The following is an 18,897-nucleotide window of genomic DNA, read 5'->3' on the forward strand; positions in this document are numbered from 1 at the left end:
GCGCTCCGCCGGGCGCGGCTCGCCAACCGTGGTGTCAGCCATGTCCGCCATCGCTCCGCTCGTCCGCCACCGGGGATTCGTCACGTGCCGTACCCCTCCGGTCGCATCCGGGCGGGCGGGCGGCGTGGTGGCACCACATTCACAGGCCGTCACGTTTGTCATTCGGCAGAGGTGCGGACACGGTGTGATTACCTCACCGCGGAACGGTCACCGAACCTTCGTTTCTGTGAACGTCCGGACGATTGTCGGAGGTTGGCGTTCGGGGGCCGCGGGCCGGCGAAAGGCCACCGGCCCGCGGCGCCGGGCTCAGATCATGCGCTGTCCGCCGCGGCGAGCCTCGGCCCACTCGCGGTGGAACGCGCGGCCGATCACGAACAGGACGGCGGCCACGACGACGGGCCACATCAGGACGTACACGCTCAGGGCGAGGGTGCTCACCGCGTCTCCTCCTTGCTCACTCGCTTCACTTGGCGTCCTTGAGGGGCTCGGGCTCGCCGTCTTCCGCCTGCCGCGGGACGGCGGCGGCCGCGCCACCACCGCCGCCGTCGAAGTCGCCGGTGCGCCGGGCGATGAGGGCGAAGTCGAACCTCTCGCCGCTGCCCGCGGACATCGCCCAGCAGATGACGGTACTCACGGAGTAGGCGACGAGAGAAGCGGACAGCGTCGCGTACTCGTGCAGGGATCCGAGGGCGAACGGGACGGCGACCGCCGCCGACAGCACACCGGCGATCTTCGCGGCGCGGAGCCCGAGGAAGCCGAACACCATCAGGCCGAGGACCACGCCGATCCCGATGACGGAGAGTACGTCCACGGCGATGCCGGCGACGCCCTCCATGGGGATCCAGCCGAAGCGGACCGGCAGGAACACCGCGAGCGCCGCGACGACCGAGGTGGTGAACGCCTTGTTGGTGACCTTGTCCCAGTAGAAACTGGCCAGCACCGGGAAGACCAGGGCCCCCCACAGCGCGCCGACGAAGACCAGCAGGTCGAGAATGTTCAGCCGGAGGCTGGCGAAGGCTACGGCCGCCGCGGTGGCCACCACCATCGTGATGCGGCCCACCAGCAGCATCGTCCTCGGGTTCGCCTTCTCCTTGCCCGCCACGTTCTGGCCGTAGACGTCGGCCATCATGATCGAGGAGAGGGCCGAGAGGTCGGAGTCGGCGGTCGAGGAGAGCGCGCCGACGATCATGAGGAAGAACACCGCCAGCAGCACGGGCGGCAGGTAGTCGGCGGCCATCTCGGGGATGAGGTTGTTCACGTCGCCGCCGGTCGGCTCGAAGCCGAGGTAGAGGGCGAGCACACCGAGCATGCCGACGCCGATCACCATGGCGCCGTAGCCGATGGTCGCGGTGACGAAGGTCGGCTTGATCAGATCCTGCCGCACGGCGAACAGGCGTTGTGCGATGGTCTGGTTGCCGATGGCGTAGGCCAGCACCGCGGCGATGTAGGGGGCGCCCTGGTTCATGAAGGCGTCACTGGAGAAGAAGTCGCCCTGCTGGGCGGTCAGGTTCGCCGTCCCGGTCTCGAACGCCGCCGGGAAGCCGGCCGCGAAGAAGATCACCGGGACCAGTACGGCCACCGCTCCCAGCATCGCGACGACCTGTACGAAGTCGGTGAGCACGGAGGCGCGGAAACCGGACCACAGGGTGTAGAGCAGTACGCCCGCGGCCACCGCGAGGACACCCTGGGTGAAGTTGAGCGGCGACAGCATCGAGATCAGCACGCCGCCGGCGATGAGGTTCGACATCAGGCTGATGAGGCTGCCGACGAGATTGGAGCCGGCGAGCATCAGCTGGCTGGAGCGGCCATGCCGTGCGTACATGACCTCGGCCAGCGTGTGCGCCTTGGGAGCGACGGCCCGGATGCGCTTGCCGAAGGGGTAGATGAACAGGATCATCAGAGCACCCCAGAGCCCGTAGTGGACGGGGCCCGATATGCCGTAGGTGTACCCCGATGTCGCCGAGGCGTACATCGAGGACGCCCAGATCCACGTCGCCGTCATGCTGGCGGCGGAGATCCCGAAGCCGATGTTGTGACCGGCCGTCATGTACCCATCAGCATTCTCCTGCCTCTTCCCGATACGGGTCGAGATCAGGAAGGTCCCTCCATAGAAGAGGACCAGCAGGCCGATTACCACCACGGCGCCGAACCGGGTTGTCTCCACCCCGTCCACGCGCGCCACCTCCTTACGAGTCGTGGAGCCCGTTGCCGGCGGCGGCCCACGGCGAGCGGGCCGGGCCGCGGGCACCTTCCGCGCACCGCGGGCGGTGGAAGGGGCTCCACCCCGGAGCGGCGGTGCCACCACCGACCCGGGGGACGTTCACACACAAGCGGAATCTTCTGGTCCGCAAACTTGCCGGAGGTTAACAGCTTCTTCACGCAGCCACGACTCATGGCCACCCTGGAGACCACGAGGGGGAGATTATCCGTCATGCATTGGAATTGTCATGAAATGTTCGCATATTAAACAACCCATTTGCCCCATTTACCATGTCCGCACTGTCCGTTCGCACCTACTTCTTCGCAAGTCGCAAATGCGACGTCAACATCCACGACACGTGGCGGAGATCACCGACACCCGGGCCGTGCGCGGTGGAGGAGAAGCTCGACGGCATCCGCGTCCAGGCGCACCGCGACGGCCCGGCGGTGCGGGCCTTCACCCGCACCCTGGACGAGATCACCGGCCGGCTCCCGGAGGTGGTGACGGCCGCCCGCGAGCCGCGGGCCGACCGGCAGATCCGCGAGGCGGCCGAACGCGGCGAGTTCGACGCCCTGCCGGGCATGTGCGGGCCGCTGCCCGACCTGGACCAGTCCTGTGACGACCTGTGGTGGGTCAGGCAGAAGATGGACCGCGAGGGGCTGTCCTGCCTGCCGCCCTCGCTCGCCCCGCGCGGGGAGGCGGAGGGCGCCCTGGCAGCCGCTCGCCGGGCCCGCTTCCGAGCCGTAGGTGCGGCGGACCGTGGCGGGGATCAACGAGAGGATCCGCGCGGCACTGCGGATGCCGCCGCCCGGTCCCCCGCTGGGGCCTGCAGCCCTCCGACGCCGACGCGGTCGTACGGGAATGGCCGGCCGCGGGCCCGTCCGGCGGATCGGAGCCGGGCCCGCGACCGGGGTCGCCGTAGAGCGGTCAGGCCTCCGCGCCGGCCTCCGGCGGCAGGGCGCCGTCGCGGACCACCTTCGCGTACCAGTGGGCGCTGGACTTGGGGATGCGCCTGCCGGTCGCGTAGTCCACGTACACCGCGCCGAACCGCTTGCTGTAGCCGTACCCCCACTCGAAGTTGTCCAGCAGGGACCACAGGAAGTAGCCGCGCACGTCCACCCCCGACTCAATGGCCCGGTGCACCGCCGCCAGATGGCCGTGGAGGTAGGAGATCCGCCGCGGGTCCAGGACGCGGCCCTCGGGGTCGACGTAGTCGTCGAAGGCGGCGCCGTTCTCGGTGATGACCACCGGCGTGCCGGGGAAGTCGTCCCGGACCCGCAGCAGCAGGTCGTACATGCCGGTCGGGTCGATCGTCCAGCCCATCGCGGTGGTCTCGCCGGGCGTGCTGTGGAAGGCGACGTCGTCGCCGCCCGGCCAGGGGCTGTGCTCGCTCGCGCCGTGCCCGTCGGCGTTGTGGGTTCCGGGGCCGGAGGCGGCGGAGACGAGGGTGGGGCTGTAGTAGTTGACGCCCAGGAAGTCCAGCGGCTGGTGGATGTCGGCCAGGTCCCCGTCCCTCACGAACGACCAGTCCGTCAGATGCGCGGTGTCCCGCAGGACGTCCTCCGGGTACTCCCCGCGCAGCATGGGGCCGGTGAAGACCCGGTTGGCGACGCCGTCGATGCGGCGTGCGGCGTCGGTGTCGGCAAGGTCGCCGGTCAGGGGCCGCACATGGTGGAGGTTGAGCGTGACGGAGGTCTGCGCGGAGGCCGGGAGGGCGGCGCGCAGGGCCTGGGTGCCCAGCCCGTGGGCGAGGTTGAGGTGGTGGGCGGCGCGCAGGGCGTCCGCCTGGTCGGTGCGGCCGGGGGCGTGGACGCCCGAGCCGTAACCGAGGAAGGCCGAGCACCAGGGCTCGTTGAGGGTGGTCCAGGTGCCCACCCGGTCACCGAGCGTGCCGGCGACCAGGGAGGCGTACTCGGCGAACCGCTCGGCGGTGGCGCGCTCCGGCCAGCCGCCGGCGTCCTCCAGCTCCTGCGGCAGGTCCCAGTGGTAGAGGGTGACGACGGGCTGGATGCCCTTGTCCAGCAGTCCGTCCACCAGGCGGCTGTAGAAGTCCAGCCCCTCGCGGGACGCGGGGCCGCTGCCGCCGGGCTGGACGCGTGGCCAGGAGACGGAGAACCGGTAGGCGCCCACGCCGAGGTCGGCCATGATCTCCAGGTCCTCGCGCCAGCGGTGGTAGTGATCGCAGGCGATGTCCCCGGTGTCGCCGTTGCGCGTCCTGCCGGGGGTACGGGAGAAGGTGTCCCAGATGGAGGGGGTGCGGCCGCCCTCGGCGGCGGCTCCCTCGATCTGGTAGGCGGCGGTCGCGGCGCCCCACAGAAAGCCGGGTGGGAACACCCGGGCGCTCCGGGTCGCCAGGGCGGATTCGGCTGAACGGGATGCGGTGGCCACGAAGTTCCTTCCGGATCGGTTTTGTCGAAGAGGTGGGGTCGGGGCGGGGTCGGGGCGGTGGGGGCCAGGGACCACGGGGGTGTCCGGGTCTCCCGGGCGGGGCTTCAGCCCTTGACCGCGCCCTGCATGATGCCGCCGACGATCTGCTTGCCGAAGACGACGAACATCGCCAACAACGGCAGGGTGCCCAGCAGCGCGCCGGCCATGATGAGCGACTGGTCGCGCACGTATCCCGCGCTGAGCTGGGTGAGGGCGACGGGGATCGTGGGGTTGGTCATGTCGAGCACGATGAACGGCCAGAAGAAGTCGTTCCAGGCGTGCACGAAGGTGATCATGAAGACCACCGCCATCGCCGGGCGGGCGACCGGCAGGACGATGCTCCAGAAGATCCGCAGGCTGTGCGCGCCGTCCACCCGGCCGGCCTCGATGAGCTCGTCGGGCAGCGCCTCCAGCAGATACTGCCGCATGAAGAACACGCCGACCGCGCTGACCAGGGTGGGGAAGATGACGGCGGGCAGCTTCTGGCCCCAGCCCAGCTCGGTCATCATCATGAACAGCGGCACCACGCTCAGCTGTGGCGGCACCATCATCGTGCCGATGACCAGCATCAGCAGGATGTTGCGCCCGCGGAAGCGCAGCTTGGCGAAGGCGAAACCGGCCAGGGTGGCGAAGAGGACGGTGGACAGGGCGATCGTCATGGCGACGATGAGGCTGTTGACCAGCGCCGTGCCCATCGCCGCGTCCTCCCAGGCGGCCGAGAGGTTCTTCAGCAGGTTGGGGCCGGGGAGGAACGGCGGCGGGGTCTGGGAGACCCGGGTGTTGTCGGTGGAGGCCGCCACCATCGTCCAGTACAGCGGGAACAGGGAGAGCAGCGCGGCCAGACCGAGCAGCGCGTAGGCGACGGGCCCGGCCTTCCGCTGCTGTCCGGCCTTCGGGCGCAGGGACAGGCGGATCCGGCGGCTCGTGGGCGCGAGGGTGTCCGCGAGCGGCTCGGGTACGTCCGCCCGGGGGCGGGCGGTGTCGGTGGTCATGGGATTACCGCTCCCTGGTCAGGACGTGCGGGACTTGACGCGCTTGACGACGCGTTGCAGGGCGAAGGCGAGGATGAGCAGGAGGAACATCGCCCAGGCGACCGTGGCGGCTCGTCCCATCTCGTAGTTCTTCCAGCCCTCCTCGTACAGCAGCAGGCCGAGCGTCTGGTACTGGTTGTCCGCTCCGCCGCTGACACCGTTCGGCCCCTGTCCGAAGATCAGCGGCTCGCCGAAGAGCTGGGTGGCTCCGATGGTCGACAGCACGATGGTGAAGACGATCGTGGAACGGATGCCGGGGATGGTGACCTTGGTGAACTGCTGCCAGCGCGAGGCGCCGTCGATGGCCGCCGCCTCGTACCGCTCCTGCGGAATGGCCTGCATCGCGGCCAGGTACAGCAGGGCGTTGTAGCCGGTCCAGCGCCAGATCACGATGGAGGAGATCGCGAACTGGGCCGGCCACTTGCTGCTCTCCCAGTCGACGTTGTCGATTCCGAACAAGCTCAGGAACCAGTTGATCATTCCGAAGTCGCGCTCGAAGAGCATGGTGAACACCAGCGCGGCGGCGCCGATCGAGGTCGCGTAGGGCGTCAGGGCCGCGACCCGGAAGAACGCCGATCCCCTCAGCCTGTAGTTCAGCAGGTGCGCCAGGCCCAGGGCCATCAGCAGCTGCGGGACGGTGGAGATCACGCCGATGGTGAAGGTGTTCGCCAGCGCGTTCCAGAAGCGGTCGTCCTGCCAGAGCTGCGAGTAGTTCCCGAAGCCCTCCCACTCCATGATGTCCATGGTCGCCAGCTCCACGTCGTGGAGGGAGATCCAGGCCGTGTAGAGCAGCGGGTAGAGGCTGAAGGCGCCGAAGACGACGAAGAAGGGGGCGACGAACGCGTAGGGGGCCGCCTTGATGTCGAAGCGGTGCAGGAGGGTGCCCCGCGACCGTCGGGGGCGTGCCCCGTTCCGGCCGTCGGGACTCTCCTTGGCGGGGCCGACAGACCCGTTCTGCGGCCCGCCGAGGCCGGATGCCGGGGTGGAGGTGGCCACGGAGGGCTTCCTTCCTGGGGAGTGCGTGGTGGAGGAGGGTGAGGGCGGTGGGGCCGGGGGCCCCGGCGGCCGCGCGGGGAGGCGGTGGCCACCGGGGGCCCGGAGAGGGGAGGCCGGGTCAGTCGACGGCCTTCCTGATGCGCTCGTCGGTGGTCTCCCACGCCTCGGCCGGGCTCTTGCCCTGTTCGACGAGCTGGAGGCCCTGGGAGAAGGTGTCCTTGATGGTGCCGTCCTTGGGTCCGAGCACCTGCTCGTCGGGGATGTCCTGGGCCGCGGCGCCGAAGACCTGCCCGATCGGGGCGTTGTTGAAGTACTCGGACTTCGCCTCGGTCACCGCCGAGGACTCCAGGGCCTTCGCGGAGGAGGGGAAGTTGCCGAGCTCCTTGAAGATGTGCTCCTGCTGCTCCGGCGCGGTCAGCCAGGCCACCAGCTTCTTGGCCTCCTCCTTCACCGGGCTGTTCTCCATGACCCCGAGGAAGGAGCCGCCCCAGTTGGCGCCCTTGGGGGCCTTGGCGATGTCCCACTTGCCCTTGTTGGCCTCGCCGGCCTTCTCGCTGATGTGGGCGAGCATCCACGCGGGGCAGACGGCGGTGGCGAAGCTGCTGTTGGCCAGGCCGGGGTCCCAGCCGGGCTGGAACTGGCGGAGTCTGGCCGTCAGCCCGTCCCTGGCCGCTCCGGTGGCCAGCTCCCAGGCGTCCTTGATAGCCGGGTTGTCCTGGTAGATCAGCTTTCCACTCTTGTCGTAGAACTGCTCGGAGCTGCCGTAGATCATGGCGTTGAACAGGCCGCTGGCGCTGTCCATGTAGGCGGCGTCACCCTTGAAACCATCCTTGAAGTCCTTGCCGACCTCGACGTACTTCGCCCAGTCGCCGTCCCAGAGCGCGGCGACCTCCTCGCGGTCCGCGGGCAGACCTGCCTGCTCGAACATGTCCTTGCGGTAGCAGACGGCCATCGGGCCGATGTCCGTGCCCAGGCCGATCACCCTGCCGTCGCCGGTGGTGACCTGGCTCTGCTTCCAGGGCAGGAAGTGGTCGGTGTCCGGGACGCCGGAGAGGTCGGCGAACCTGTCGGCCCGGGTGTCGGCGAGCTCCTTGGCGCGGCCCACCTCTATGCCCTGGATGTCCTTGAGGCCGCTGCCCGCGGCCAGGCGGGTCTGCAGCGCGGTGTAGTACGTCTGCTCGTCGCCGGCTATCTCGGACTCGATGACGATGTCCGGATTCTCCTCCATGTACTTCTCGAGGAGGCCGGTCTCCTTGATGCCCATGACGCCGAACAGCCCCATGGTGATGACGGTCTTGCCGTCCTCGGTCTTTCCGTCGCTGTCGCCGCCGCCCGAACAGCCCGCCACGAGCGTGAGGGCGGCAGCCGACGCGACGGCCACGACTCTGGTACCGAACAGCTTGCGGGCACTGCCCATGACGTCCTCCTTGCGGGCGGTGACGGGGTCACCGCGGTGCGGCTCCGCCGGGCCGCACGGGCCCGGTGTGTGGAATCGCTCCCATTTGAAGTGGGAGCGTTCCCATCAGGTTGTGGAAGACTGTCCGCCAGGAACGTTCGCTGTCAAGGACGGGGACCGGATCCGTTATCCGCCGAGTCCCTCGGCGAGCGCCGGTGCCACACCGGTCGCCGCGCGGCCGTCTGACACAATGCGCCGGTGAGCGCCGTGCGCGGCGCGACGGAAGCGGAAGGGGGCGGGTACGCCATGGGGGCCACTCGGCGGCCGACCATCAAGACCGTGGCCGCCCGGGCCGGAGTGGGGCGCACCACCGTCTCCCGGGTCCTCAACGGCTCCCGTCTGGTCAGCGAGGAGGCCAGAGCGGCGGTGCAGACGGCGATCGCCGAACTGGGCTATGTGCCCAACTCCGTGGCGCGGTCGCTGGTGACCAGTAGGACCGACTCCATCGCCCTGGTCATACCCGAGTCGGAGAGCCGACTGGGGTCGGAGCCCTATTTCTCCGCCGTGATCCGCGGGGCGAGCAGCGGGCTGGCCGACACCCAGATCCAGCTGCTGCTCACCATGGTCCGTGACCAGCGCGAGATGGACCAGCTCACCCGCTTCCTGGCCGCGCGCCGGGTGGACGGCGTGCTGCTGATCTCGGTCCGTCGCGACGATCCGCTGCCCGGTCTGCTGGAGAAGCTCGGACTGCCGACCGTCCTGGCCGGGCGCCGCTCCCCGGCCGAGTCGCTGAGCCATGTGCACTCGGACAACGTCGGAGGCGCGCACGACGCGGTGCGCCACCTGATCGAGCGCGGACGGAACGAGATCGCCACCATCGCCGGACCGCCGGACATGGACGTGGCCGACAGCCGTCTGCGGGGCTGGCGGGAGGCGCTGGACGAGGCCGGACGGGAGGCCCGCGGGGAACTGGCCGCCCCCGCCGACTTCACCGAGGAGGGCGGACGCCTCGCCATGCGCGGACTGCTGGAGCGCCGCCCCGGGCTGGACGCGGTCTTCGTCGCCTCCGACGTGATGGCGGCGGGCGCCCTGGCCGAACTGCGCCGCAGGGGGCGGCGGGTGCCGGACGACGTGGCAGTGGTGGGCTTCGACGACTCGATCGTCGCCCGGCACACCGACCCGCCGCTGACCACCGTGCGGCAGCCCGTCGAGGAGATCGGACGGACCATCACCGAACTGCTGCTGCGGGAGATCGGCGAACCCGGCGGCGTACGGCGGCGCGTGGTGCTCCCCACTTCGCTCGTCGTGCGCGACTCCACCTGACACCGTCCGCGCTGCTCCGTGCGCCCTCCCCCGCCCCAGCCCGACCAATCGCTTGGCCAAGGGGGTCGCTCCCGGCCGGTCCTCCGGAGCGCGCTGCGGAAAGCGACCGGCGAGTGTCCACTTTCCGCGGCGGGGAGGGGACGCGCCTGACAGCATGAGTCCCCACTCGGCGGGTGCCGCCCCGTCCTCGACGCATCTCCCAGGCGGAAGGTTGTGAAGGCCCGGATGAGCCAGTCCAGGGAACCCCTCACCAGCAGGATCGACATCACCGTCCCCACTGCCGCGCGTATGTACGACTACTACCTGGGCGGCAAGAACAACTACGCCGTCGACCGGGAGGCGGCCGAGAGGCTTCTGGAGGTCGTCCCCAGCACTCAGGCGCTGGCGCTCAACAACCGCCGCTTCCTGCGGCGCGTGGTGCACGTCCTGGCACAGGAGTACGGGATCCGGCAGTTCATAGACCACGGCTCCGGCCTGCCCACCCAGGACAACGTGCACCAGATCGCACAGCGGGTGGATCCCGACGCGCGGGTGGTCTACGTGGACAACGACCCCATCGTGCTGGCCCACGGCCGCGCGCTGCTGGCGGAGAACGAGAACACCGCCGTCGTCCAGGCCGACATGTGCGACACCGGCGGTGTCCTGGACCACCCGGACACCGTCCGGCTGATCGACTTCGACCGGCCCGTCGCCGCCCTGTTCAACTCCGTCTTCCACTGCGTCCCCGACTCCGCCGACCCGGCCGGCGTGATCAAGCGGGTGGCCGGCCGGCTGGCGCCGGGGAGCCTCTTCGTGATCTGTCAGCTGGTCAGCGAGGACGCCGGGACGCGCAGGTCCGTGACCGAGTTCATGGACCAGAGCACCGGTGGCAACTGGGGCAGAGTCAGGGAACCGCACGAGGTCGAGCGGTTCTTCGAGGGGCTGGAGATCCTCGAGCCCGGTCTGGTGGAGGTCTCCACCTGGCGGCCGGACTCGGACGTGGGCCCCCGGCAGCGCACCTGGGAGTGGAAGGAGTTCGGGGGCGTCGCCCGCCTGCCCTGAGGTCCGGCGCCCGCTCAGCGGCTCGGCCGAGTCCCTCCGTCAGCCGGGGCCCTCCAGGAGCTCCTCCAGGAATTCCACACTGCTCACCGGGGTCTCGGCGACCGCGCACAGCCGGTCCATGATGGACAGGTAGCGGTCGACGTCCTCCTCCTTGTCCAGGTAGAGGGCGCTGGTCAACTGCTCCAGGTAGACCACGTCGGGCAGGTCCGGCTCGGGGAAGCGCAGTATCGTCACCGGGCCGCCCACCGCGGCCAGGCCGCCGGTCTCGAACGGCGCGACCTGCAGCGTGACGTTCGGCCGCCGCGCCGCCTCGATCAGATGGCGCAGCTGACCGCGCATCACCCCGGCGTCGCCGAGCGGGCGCCGCAGGGCGGCCTCGTCCACGACCGCCCACAGGCGCGGGGCGTCCGGCCGGGTCAGCGACGCCTGCCGCTCCATGCGCAGCCGGACCCGCCGGCCGTTCTCCTGGGCGGAGGCGTGGGGATGGCACAGGCGGACCACCGCGGCGGCGTACTCCTCCGTCTGCAGCAGGCCCGGGACGAACTGCACCTCGTAGGTGCGGATGACCTCGGCGGCCTCCTCCAGCCCGAGGTGCCGCTCGAACCACTCGGGGAGGACATCGCTGTAGCGGTGCCACCACCCGCGGGCGCCCGTCTGGCGGGTCAGGGCGAGGAAGTCCGCCCGCTCGTTCTCGTCCAGCACCCCGTAGAGCGTGAGCAGGTCCGCGACGTCGTGCTCCTTGCACGCGCCCTGGCCCCGCTCCAGGCGGCTGACCTTGGCGGCGGAGCCTCGGATCGCCTTGGCCGCCTCCTCCAGGTCGATGCCGTGCTCCTTGCGCAGCCGCCGCAGCTGGGAGCCGACCACCAGGCGCAGCACCGTCGGGCTGCCCTTGGGGTGCTCGATATAGTGCCTGATCGGCAAGGACCGGCTCGCTTCGGCGGCCATGCGTGCTCTCCTGGGTGAAGGGGCGGGCACTCAGTGTGCCACCGCCGTCACCGCACCGTACAGCGGTGCCCCCGGGAAGCCGCCGGATCGGCCGATCCGGCGGAATCCCTCCCTCCCGCTCCGTACGGTCGCGACTCAGTCGGCCATGTCGTCGAACTCGCCGTCCCCGGCGCCTTGGAGGAAGGCCGTCATCTCCTCGCGGGTGTGGACGAGGGCGGGGCCTTCCGGGTGGCGCGAGTTGCGCACGGCCACCGCGCCGCCCGGCAGCGGGGCGAGCTCGACGCAGTTGCCCATGCTGCTGCGGCGGCTCTTGCGCCGCACCGCACCCTCGAGTTCCGCGGCCGGCATGCCGTTGACGATCTGCCGCACTGTCGCCCCTCACTGGCCGCGGCCGCCCTCTCGGGCCGGGTCGCGGTCCACGACGTTCCGTTGCTCCGCGTATCGGCGTCAGCGGCGCTGCAATTACATCTGCAAACACAGATGTAATTGCAGCGCCGTATGACAGTCGAGGACAGTAGTCCCGGCGGACCTGCCCCGTGCCGGCTTCTCCGACAGACGCCGCCGAAGCCGTCCGACCCGGGAGCATCCCCGGGGGGCTGCCCTACCCTCGGAAGACAGGGCGGCGGCCCTTGCCGTGGAAAGGTCCGGAAGTCCCGGGCCCCCCGGAAAGCGGTTCGCGGCCGGTGACCGTGTGCGATGATCGGCACCCGTCAACGGTCGCTGAGCCTCGTGCGGGCCGGCGGGAGCGAGCAGGCGCCTCCGTTCGGCTCAACGCCCCTCTTCCCGACAAGCCGCCGCCCACGGCCTGGAAGACCCTTGAGGCACCAGTGGCGGGGTGCGAGTGGGGAGAGTCGTGACAGCGAACGGCAGTGGTGGCCACCGGCGGCGTCGACCCGTGCGAAGCGGCCGGCCACCCGTGCGCGTGCGCCGCGCGACAGCCGCCCTGGCCCGTCCCCGTGCCTCCCGCAGCCGCCTGGCCTGGCTCAACCAGGCGAGCACCATGATCGGCACGACACTCGACCTGGAGCGGACCGCCCAGGAGCTGGCCGACTTCACCGTCCCCCGGCTGGCCGACGGCGCGGCCGTCGACCTGCTGGAGTCGGTGCTGCGCGGCGGGGGCGGCGAGCGGTGGACGGGACCGGAGCCGCCGGTGACCCGGGCCGTCGCGGTGTCCTCGGTCGTCGAGATGGAGGACCTGGAGCCGGACGAGCCCGGTGAGCTCTCCTTCCACCCCCAGACGCTGCTCTCGGTCCACTGCCTGCGGGCCCAGGAGCCGGTCCTGCTGAGCCGGATGAGGCGCGACGACTACGCCCGGGTGGCCCCGACGCCCAGCGCGGCGCTCAAGCTGCGTCAGGCGGGGGTACACAGCTACATGGCCGTGCCGCTGACCGCCCGCGGTGTGCTGCTCGGGGTCGCCGACTTCATCCGCGGTCCCGGCAGCCCGCCGTTCACCCGCGCCGACATCGAACTGGCGACGGAACTGGCCTCCAAGGCGGCGGTCTTCATCGACAACGCCCGCCTCTACGGACGCGAGCGCGAGCACGTCCTCTCCCTCCAGCGCAGCCTGCTGCCCCGCGCCACGCCGAACACACCGGGCCTGGAGGTGCTCACCCACTACACGCCGAGTCTTGACCCCGGCGGAGTCGGCGGCGACTGGTTCGACGTGGTCGCCCTGCCCGGCGGCCGCACGGCCCTGGTGGTGGGGGACGTCATGGGCCACGGGGTGCCCGCGGCGTCCGCGATGGGGCGGCTGCGCACGGTCGGCCGCACGCTCCTGGCTCTGGACACCGCCCCCGACCGCGTACTGGCCCGGCTGGATCTGGCCGCCCGCGATCTGGAGGACGACCAGGTCGCCACCTGCCTGTGCGCCGTCTACGACCCGGCAACCGCGAGCTGCACCATCGCCGGCGCCGGTCACATGCCGCCGCTGCTGGTGGACGCCGACGGCACCGTCTCGCGGGTCGAGGTGCCCGCCGGTGCGCCGCTGGGCGCCGGAGTGATCCCCTACGACACCATCACCTTTCAGGTACCGACCGGAAGCCGGCTGGTGCTGTACACCGACGGTCTGGTCAAGACACGCCGGGGGGACATCGACGCACAGCTGCGGCAGCTGGCGAGGACCGCTCCGGAGCTGGTCGAGCGGCTGCTGGAGAACCGGGACCCGGGCGGGATCGCGCCGGGGAGCGAGGAGCGCCTGGACGAGTCCGTCCTGCTGGTGGCCGCGGGCGGGAAGCTGCCGCCGGGCACCGACCTGTACGTGTGGCCGCTGCCGCTGGACGGCACCGCCGCGTCCGTGGCCCGTTCGCTGGTCACCGAACGGCTCGCCAGCTGGGGCCTGGAGGAACTCTCCGACATCGCCGAGCTGGTCGTCAGCGAGCTGGTCGGCAACGCCCTGCGGTACGGCGGCGGACCCGGGCAGCTGCGTCTGATGCGGCACGAGAGGCTGACGCTGGAGGTGTCCGACACCGGCCCCGACCTGCCCCAGATCCAGCACGCGGAGCTCAGCGACGAGGGCGGACGCGGCCTGCAGCTGGTCAACATGCTCAGCCGCAACTGGGGTTCGTGCCGCACTCCCGGCGGGAAGGTCGTCTGGGCGGAGCAGGACATCCCCCGCACCGTCTCCTGAGGGGCCCGTGCCGGGTGCGGCGTGCGGGCCGGGGCGGGCCGGGGCGGGCCTCCCGGCCCGCGCGGCCGGTCAGTACGGCCGTGCGGCCTCCTGGTGGTCGAAGGCGAGCCGGTGCGCCTGCTCTCGGGGGAAGCTGACGGTCTCCGGGTTTCCGTCGGAGGTGTAGGGCTCGATCGCGCCGTCGCCCAGCTTGTCCAGCCAGATCTCGGAGCCGTACGCGCCCTCCTCGGTGGCGGCCGCCTGGGAGCGGATGCGCGGGATGGCTCCGGAGTCGAGGTCCGCGGAGTACGGCGAGGGCGCGGGGCTGCCGCCGGCCAGGTAGACGCCCTGGTGGCGGTAGCGCACGCCGCCGTACTCACCGGTGAGGGCAAGCTGCCGGTCGCGGGGCATGGAGCCGTAGGGAAGCGCCATCGAGACCACCGGCGAGTCGGGCAGCGCCTTGTCGATCAGCCACTGGTTGGAGGCGATGTCCCACTGGACCATCGCGGCGTCGGCCTCCCCCAGGACGCTGTGTTCCAGGGTGTGGTTGCCGATCTCGAACCCGTGGTCGTCCAGCCATTTCAGCGTCTTGCGGCCGCCGGGTTCGCCGAACGGGTCGGCGTTGACGAAGAAGGTCGCCACGGGCCGGAAACCCGGATGGCGCCCGGCCACGTCCAGCAGCGTGTCCACCGCGGTGCCGGGGGCGGGGCGGCCGTCCGCGTCCAGCCGGAACTGGCTGGGGGTGGAGTCGTCGAAGGTGAGCACCACCGGGTGCGTTCCGGCTGGTATGTCCATCTCTCCGCCGGTGAACTCCCGCGCGGTGACCGGTACGTAGCCCTCCCGGGCCAGCCGCTCCAGCTCGGCGCGGAACTCCTGGGGGGTGCGGTCGTCGACGATCTGGGGGTCTTCCGTGATCCGGTGGTACATGAGCACCGGTACGGCGCCCAGTTCGTTGGCCCCCACCGCCGCCGGGTCGGCGCCCGCCGCCCCCTTCCCCGCCCCGTCCCGCGCCCCCGCGGATCTGTCGCGCTGCGGGTTCTGGTGCGAGTCCCGCTGTGTGTTCCCCGCCGCCTTCGGCGCCCTGTCGTCGGGCGGGGCGGGGGTCCGGGGGCCGGCCGTCGCGGAACAGCCCGCCAGGACTATGGCGATCGCGGCCAGCGCCGCGCGGTCACCTCGGATGATGTGGCGCATGGTGCCCTCCGGGTGTCGGGAAGGGGGCATCCGGCCGTTCGCCGGGCCGTCTCCCCCAGGCTCCGGCAGCGCCGCGTTCTTCTCCTGTCACGCTCGGCCGATCGGCGGAGGGTGGGCCGTTCGGCCGTCACACGCGCGGGGTCCCGGCGTTTCGGGGCGCAGGCGGTTTTGGGCGGGCTGGGTTCGCGCGGTTCACCGCCTGAGGTGAACGGCGGTCAGAAGGCGTGGACCACCGACGGCGGCATCGCGAACGTGCACGCGGTGGCGGCCTCAGTGGAGCGGACGCACCGGGACGCAGACGGGCACGTTCCGTTCCGCGCCTCAACTCGCCTTTCCTATAAGCCCCTTGTAGCTCACATCACCGCGTGGATAGACTCCCGCCCGCCGTGGTTCTCCCACGGTTTCTTCGCAGATGAACCATCGAATCCGGCCTTCACGGACATATCGTGGAGATCGAGTGGAAGGACTGCGCGTGGAACGGGGTCCGGTACGACGGGAGGCGGGTGCTTTATCCGCATTGACCCGCTTGGGCGCGCAGCCCGCCGCCTCCCCTTCCGCGCCGTACCGCGGGCCCCGGCAGCGCCGATGAGGCGGGCCGCGGCCGCCGGGCCGGTGGGCGGCGGGCGCCGGCCCTCCGTCCCGGACCGCGACGTACGGCTGCTGTGGTGGGCCAACAGCTCCGACGCCCTGGGCACCCAGATCTCCGGTCTCGCCCTCCCCCTGCTCCTGCTGGGTCTGGGGTACTCCCCCGCACTCGTCGGAGTGGTCGCGGGGGTCTCCACCGCGCTGGGGCTGCTGCTGGGCCCGTTCGCCGCCGTACCCGCCGACCGGGGCGCCCGCCGCCGCGTGATGATCCTCTCCGCCGCGGTGTCCGCCGCCGCACTGGGGTCGCTCGCGGTGGCCCTGGCGATGGACTCGCTCCACCCGGCGCATCTGTTCGCCGCGGTCCTCGCCGAGCGCGTCGCGACCTCCTGTCAGGAGGCGGCGACCCGCGGCGCCGTGGCCCTGGTCTGCCCCGCGGACGACTACCCGAGGGTGGTCTCGCGGCTCCAGGCAGGCGAGCAGGGCGCCCTGGTGCTGGGACCGCTGCTGGGCGGGCTGCTCTACCAGGCCGCCCGGTGGCTGCCGTTCCTGGCGGACGCCCTGTCCTACCTCGTCGCCGCGCTGTGTGTACGCGGCATGCGCTCGGACCTCGCCCCGGCGGGGGCGGGGCGGCGGGACGCACCCCCCTCGCGGGCCCGGTGGGCGGCCTACGCCTCCGAGGCGGGAGCGGGACTCGCCCTGGTCCTGCGCTCCCCCGTACTGCGCCTGGTGCTGGTGTGGACGGCCGCCGCCGGCGGGCTGCTGGTCACGCTCCACTACACGGTCGTCTTCGCCCTCCAGGGGGACGGACGGGGTCCGGCCGCGGTGGGGCTGGTGTTCTCCGTCGCGGGCGCCGCCGGCCTCGCCGGGGCCCTGGCCGCACCGGCCGTGCTGCGACGGCTGACCGCACCGCGGACGCTGGTGGCGGTCTCGTGGCTGGTCGTGCCGGCCGCCGCCGGGCTGGCGGCCGGCAGCGGTCCCTGGTCGTACGGGCTGCTGTTCGGCGCGGTCTCCCTGCTGGTCCCGGCCGCCGTGGTGGTGCTCCAGACCCGCGCGCTGCGGGTGACGCCGCCCGAGCTGCAGGCCCGTACCGGAACGGCGCTGGCCACCGCGGCGGGGATCGCCGCGGCCGTGGCGCCCCTCGCCGCCGGGACGGCCGTGGCCGGGGCCGGGGTCGTGCCGACGATCGCGGGGTGCGCGGTGCTGCTGGCCGTGCTCGCCGCGGGCACCACGCTGGCGGTGGCCCGCGGCATCCTGTCCGCGCCCTCGCCCGGGCCGGTCGCCACGGCGAAGGGGGCCCCGTGAACGCTCCCGCATCCTCCGCGCCGGACGCGGGCCGCCCCGCGTCCGGCTACCGCGTCTACCGGCCGGTGCTGCCCGAGGTCTGTCCCGGTGACCCGGCGCTGATGGTGTTCACCGGCGACGCCGGCGGACGCTGTGAGGTCTTCGCCCTCGACGCCCGTACCGGCCGTACCCGACAGGTCACCGACCATCCCGGCGGGACCCTGCACTGCGCCATCGACGCCGACGCCGCCCTCTGGTGGTTCCAGGAGGACGAGACCGGCCGCGGCCGCTGGCTCCACCAGGGCTTCCACGGCGGTCCCGTACGGCCCGGCCTGACCGGCCTGCCCGACGGGACCCCGCGCGGGCTGGCCGTCGGCGCCGGCGGGACGGTGGCCGTCGGACTCGGCGACGGGAGCGGTCTGACCGTCCACGTCGGCCGGCGCGGCGGCCCCGGCAGGCCGGCCCTGCGGGTGGAGGGGCACGCGGTCCTCTCCGGGCTCTCCCCGGACGGCCGACTGCTGGTCGTCACCCGGTCCGCCTCCTCGGAGCGGGCCGTCACCGTCCACACCGCCTCCGGCGGGACGGTGGCGGAGTTGTCAGGCCGGGACGGCGGGCTGTGGGCGCTGGGATTCGCCCCCGCCGTTCCCCGCGCCCTTGGCGGCGACGGCGGCGCGGACGGCGAGGCGGAGCTGCTGCTGGTGCGGCAGGACGGCGACCGCTACGCGACCGCCACCTGGCACGCGGGGGGCGGGGTGCGACCGCACCGGTGGTGCGCCTTCGACACCGAGATCACCGCTCGCTGGTACCCCCGGGGGCGCCGGTTCCTGGTGCGCCAGGACCGCCGCGGCCGCAGCCTGCTGTTCACCGCCGACCTGGACCGGCGGACCCTGACACCCGTACCGGTGCCCCCCGGCAGCGTCCTGGACGCCGTGCCCCGGCCGGACGGGGACGTGCACTATCTGTGGACCGACACCGCCACCCCGCCGCACGCCCGTTCCGCCTCCGGCGCCCCGCCGCCGGCCGCGGACGCACCCGCCGTCCGGGTGCCCGGGTGGCACACCGAGCTGTGGACGCCCGGGCCGGAGGGGGACGTCCACACCCTGCTCAGCCTTCCCGAGGAGCGCCCCGCCGTCCGCCCGCCCCTGGTGATGCTCGTCCACGGCGGTCCCGCCGACCACGACCGGGACGCCTACGACCCGACCGTGCACTCGCTGGTCGCCTCGGGCTTCGCCGTGGCCCGCGTCAACTACCGCGGCTCCACCGGCTACGGCCCCCGCTGGCGCACGGCGTACGGCCAGGGGGTGGGACTGACCCAGGTGGCCGACCTCGTCTCGGTCCGGTCCCACGTACTGGCGCGCGGGCTGGCCGATCCCGGCGCGGTGGGACTGTGGGGCACCTCGTGGGGCGGCTACCTCGTCCTGCTGTCGCTGGGCACCCGGCCCGGACTGTGGCGCGCGGGGGTGGCCGTCAAACCGCTGGCCGACTGCGCCACCGCTCACCGCACCGGTACGCCGGCCCTGCGCGCCCTGGACGAGGCGCTGTTCGGCGGCACCCCGGAGCAGGTGCCCGAGCTCTACGCGCGCAGCTCCCCCGTCCACTACGCGCACCGGGTGCGGGCGCCACTGCTGATGGCCGCGGCACTCCACGACGTCAAGTGCCCGCCCGAGCAGGTCCGCACGTACCTGGCGGCGCTGCGCGCCTCGGGGGTGCGCCACGAGGAGATGTGGCTGGACTCCGGCCACGACGGCTACCTCGGCGGCGACCACGTGGCCGTGCTCCGCCGGGCGCTGGGCTTTTTGGACCGGGAGCTGCGCGGCGCCGGCCGGGTCACCGGCCGCGATCACGACTCCCCGCCCCGGCCGGGGCGGTGGGACTG

General features: G+C 72.1%; 14 protein-coding genes and 1 pseudogene. 6 read left to right on the forward strand and 9 right to left on the reverse strand.

Annotated features, from left to right (window positions below):
• Positions 1–306: 306 nt before the first annotated feature.
• Together LJ221_RS04745 and LJ221_RS04750 are read right to left on the reverse strand one after the other, a co-directional pair.
• Positions 307–438: a putative transporter small subunit gene (locus tag LJ221_RS04745; RefSeq protein ID WP_241713988.1), complete on the reverse strand. Its 132-nt coding sequence runs from the start codon at positions 436–438 to the stop codon at positions 307–309.
• Positions 439–463: 25 nt separating this feature from the next.
• On the reverse strand, positions 464–2,173 hold the full coding sequence (locus tag LJ221_RS04750; RefSeq protein ID WP_241713989.1) for a sodium:solute symporter family protein: 1,710 nt from the start codon (positions 2,171–2,173) through the stop codon (positions 464–466).
• A gap of 317 nt (positions 2,174–2,490) precedes the next feature.
• Between LJ221_RS04750 and LJ221_RS23885 the strand changes: the two are divergent.
• A pseudogene (locus tag LJ221_RS23885) lies at positions 2,491–2,862 on the forward strand (DnaJ family domain-containing protein); the annotation flags it as partial.
• Positions 2,863–3,127: 265 nt separating this feature from the next.
• Here the strand turns inward: LJ221_RS23885 and LJ221_RS04765 are convergent.
• The 4 genes from LJ221_RS04765 to LJ221_RS04780 form a co-directional block, all read right to left on the reverse strand.
• Positions 3,128–4,588 (reverse strand): GH1 family beta-glucosidase, encoded by a 1,461-nt coding sequence (locus LJ221_RS04765; protein ID WP_241713991.1) that lies wholly within the window; start codon positions 4,586–4,588, stop codon positions 3,128–3,130.
• Positions 4,589–4,692: 104 nt separating this feature from the next.
• Complete coding sequence (locus tag LJ221_RS04770) at positions 4,693–5,619, reverse strand: carbohydrate ABC transporter permease (RefSeq protein ID WP_241713994.1); 927 nt, start codon at positions 5,617–5,619, stop codon at positions 4,693–4,695.
• Positions 5,620–5,637: 18 nt separating this feature from the next.
• On the reverse strand, positions 5,638–6,654 hold the full coding sequence (locus LJ221_RS04775) for a carbohydrate ABC transporter permease (RefSeq protein ID WP_241713996.1): 1,017 nt from the start codon (positions 6,652–6,654) through the stop codon (positions 5,638–5,640).
• 118 nt (positions 6,655–6,772) lie between these two features.
• The gene (locus tag LJ221_RS04780) at positions 6,773–8,071 is read right to left on the reverse strand and encodes an ABC transporter substrate-binding protein (protein WP_241713998.1); all 1,299 of its coding nucleotides are present in this window, start codon (positions 8,069–8,071) and stop codon (positions 6,773–6,775) included.
• 285 nt (positions 8,072–8,356) lie between these two features.
• Between LJ221_RS04780 and LJ221_RS04785 the strand changes: the two genes are divergently transcribed.
• Together LJ221_RS04785 and LJ221_RS04790 are read left to right on the forward strand one after the other, a co-directional pair.
• A complete protein-coding gene (locus LJ221_RS04785) occupies positions 8,357–9,373 on the forward strand; it encodes a LacI family DNA-binding transcriptional regulator (protein ID WP_241714051.1) in 1,017 nt (338 codons plus the stop codon).
• A 225-nt stretch (positions 9,374–9,598) separates the two neighbouring features.
• The gene (locus LJ221_RS04790; RefSeq protein WP_241714000.1) at positions 9,599–10,414 is read left to right on the forward strand and encodes an SAM-dependent methyltransferase; all 816 of its coding nucleotides are present in this window, start codon (positions 9,599–9,601) and stop codon (positions 10,412–10,414) included.
• 39 nt (positions 10,415–10,453) lie between these two features.
• Here the strand turns inward: LJ221_RS04790 and LJ221_RS04795 are convergent, their stop codons facing one another.
• Together LJ221_RS04795 and LJ221_RS04800 are read right to left on the reverse strand one after the other, a co-directional pair.
• Positions 10,454–11,359, reverse strand: coding sequence for a helix-turn-helix transcriptional regulator (locus tag LJ221_RS04795; RefSeq protein WP_241714002.1), 906 nt, complete (start codon positions 11,357–11,359; stop codon positions 10,454–10,456).
• 135 nt (positions 11,360–11,494) lie between these two features.
• Positions 11,495–11,728, reverse strand: a complete 234-nt coding sequence (locus LJ221_RS04800) for a DUF397 domain-containing protein (protein ID WP_241714004.1) — start codon at positions 11,726–11,728, stop codon at positions 11,495–11,497.
• A gap of 631 nt (positions 11,729–12,359) precedes the next feature.
• Here LJ221_RS04800 and LJ221_RS04805 point away from each other — a divergent pair.
• Positions 12,360–13,985, forward strand: coding sequence for a SpoIIE family protein phosphatase (locus LJ221_RS04805; RefSeq protein WP_241714053.1), 1,626 nt, complete (start codon positions 12,360–12,362; stop codon positions 13,983–13,985).
• Between the two features lie 69 nt (positions 13,986–14,054).
• On the opposite strand, the gene LJ221_RS04810 is transcribed toward LJ221_RS04805, so the two are convergent.
• Positions 14,055–15,155, reverse strand: a complete 1,101-nt coding sequence (locus LJ221_RS04810; RefSeq protein ID WP_241714006.1) for a polysaccharide deacetylase family protein — start codon at positions 15,153–15,155, stop codon at positions 14,055–14,057.
• Between the two features lie 585 nt (positions 15,156–15,740).
• Here LJ221_RS04810 and LJ221_RS04815 point away from each other — a divergent pair.
• Positions 15,741–17,042 carry an MFS transporter gene (locus LJ221_RS04815; protein ID WP_241714008.1) on the forward strand — a complete coding sequence of 434 codons (1,302 nt, stop codon included), beginning with the start codon at positions 15,741–15,743 and terminating at the stop codon, positions 17,040–17,042.
• Positions 17,039–18,897: prolyl oligopeptidase family serine peptidase (locus tag LJ221_RS04820; protein ID WP_308314719.1), on the forward strand; the 1,859-nt coding region annotated here is incomplete at its 3' end. The genes LJ221_RS04815 and LJ221_RS04820, both read left to right, overlap by 4 nt.

Source organism: Streptomyces sp. CNQ085 (genome assembly GCF_022614595.1).
Classification (GTDB): domain Bacteria; phylum Actinomycetota; class Actinomycetes; order Streptomycetales; family Streptomycetaceae; genus Streptomyces.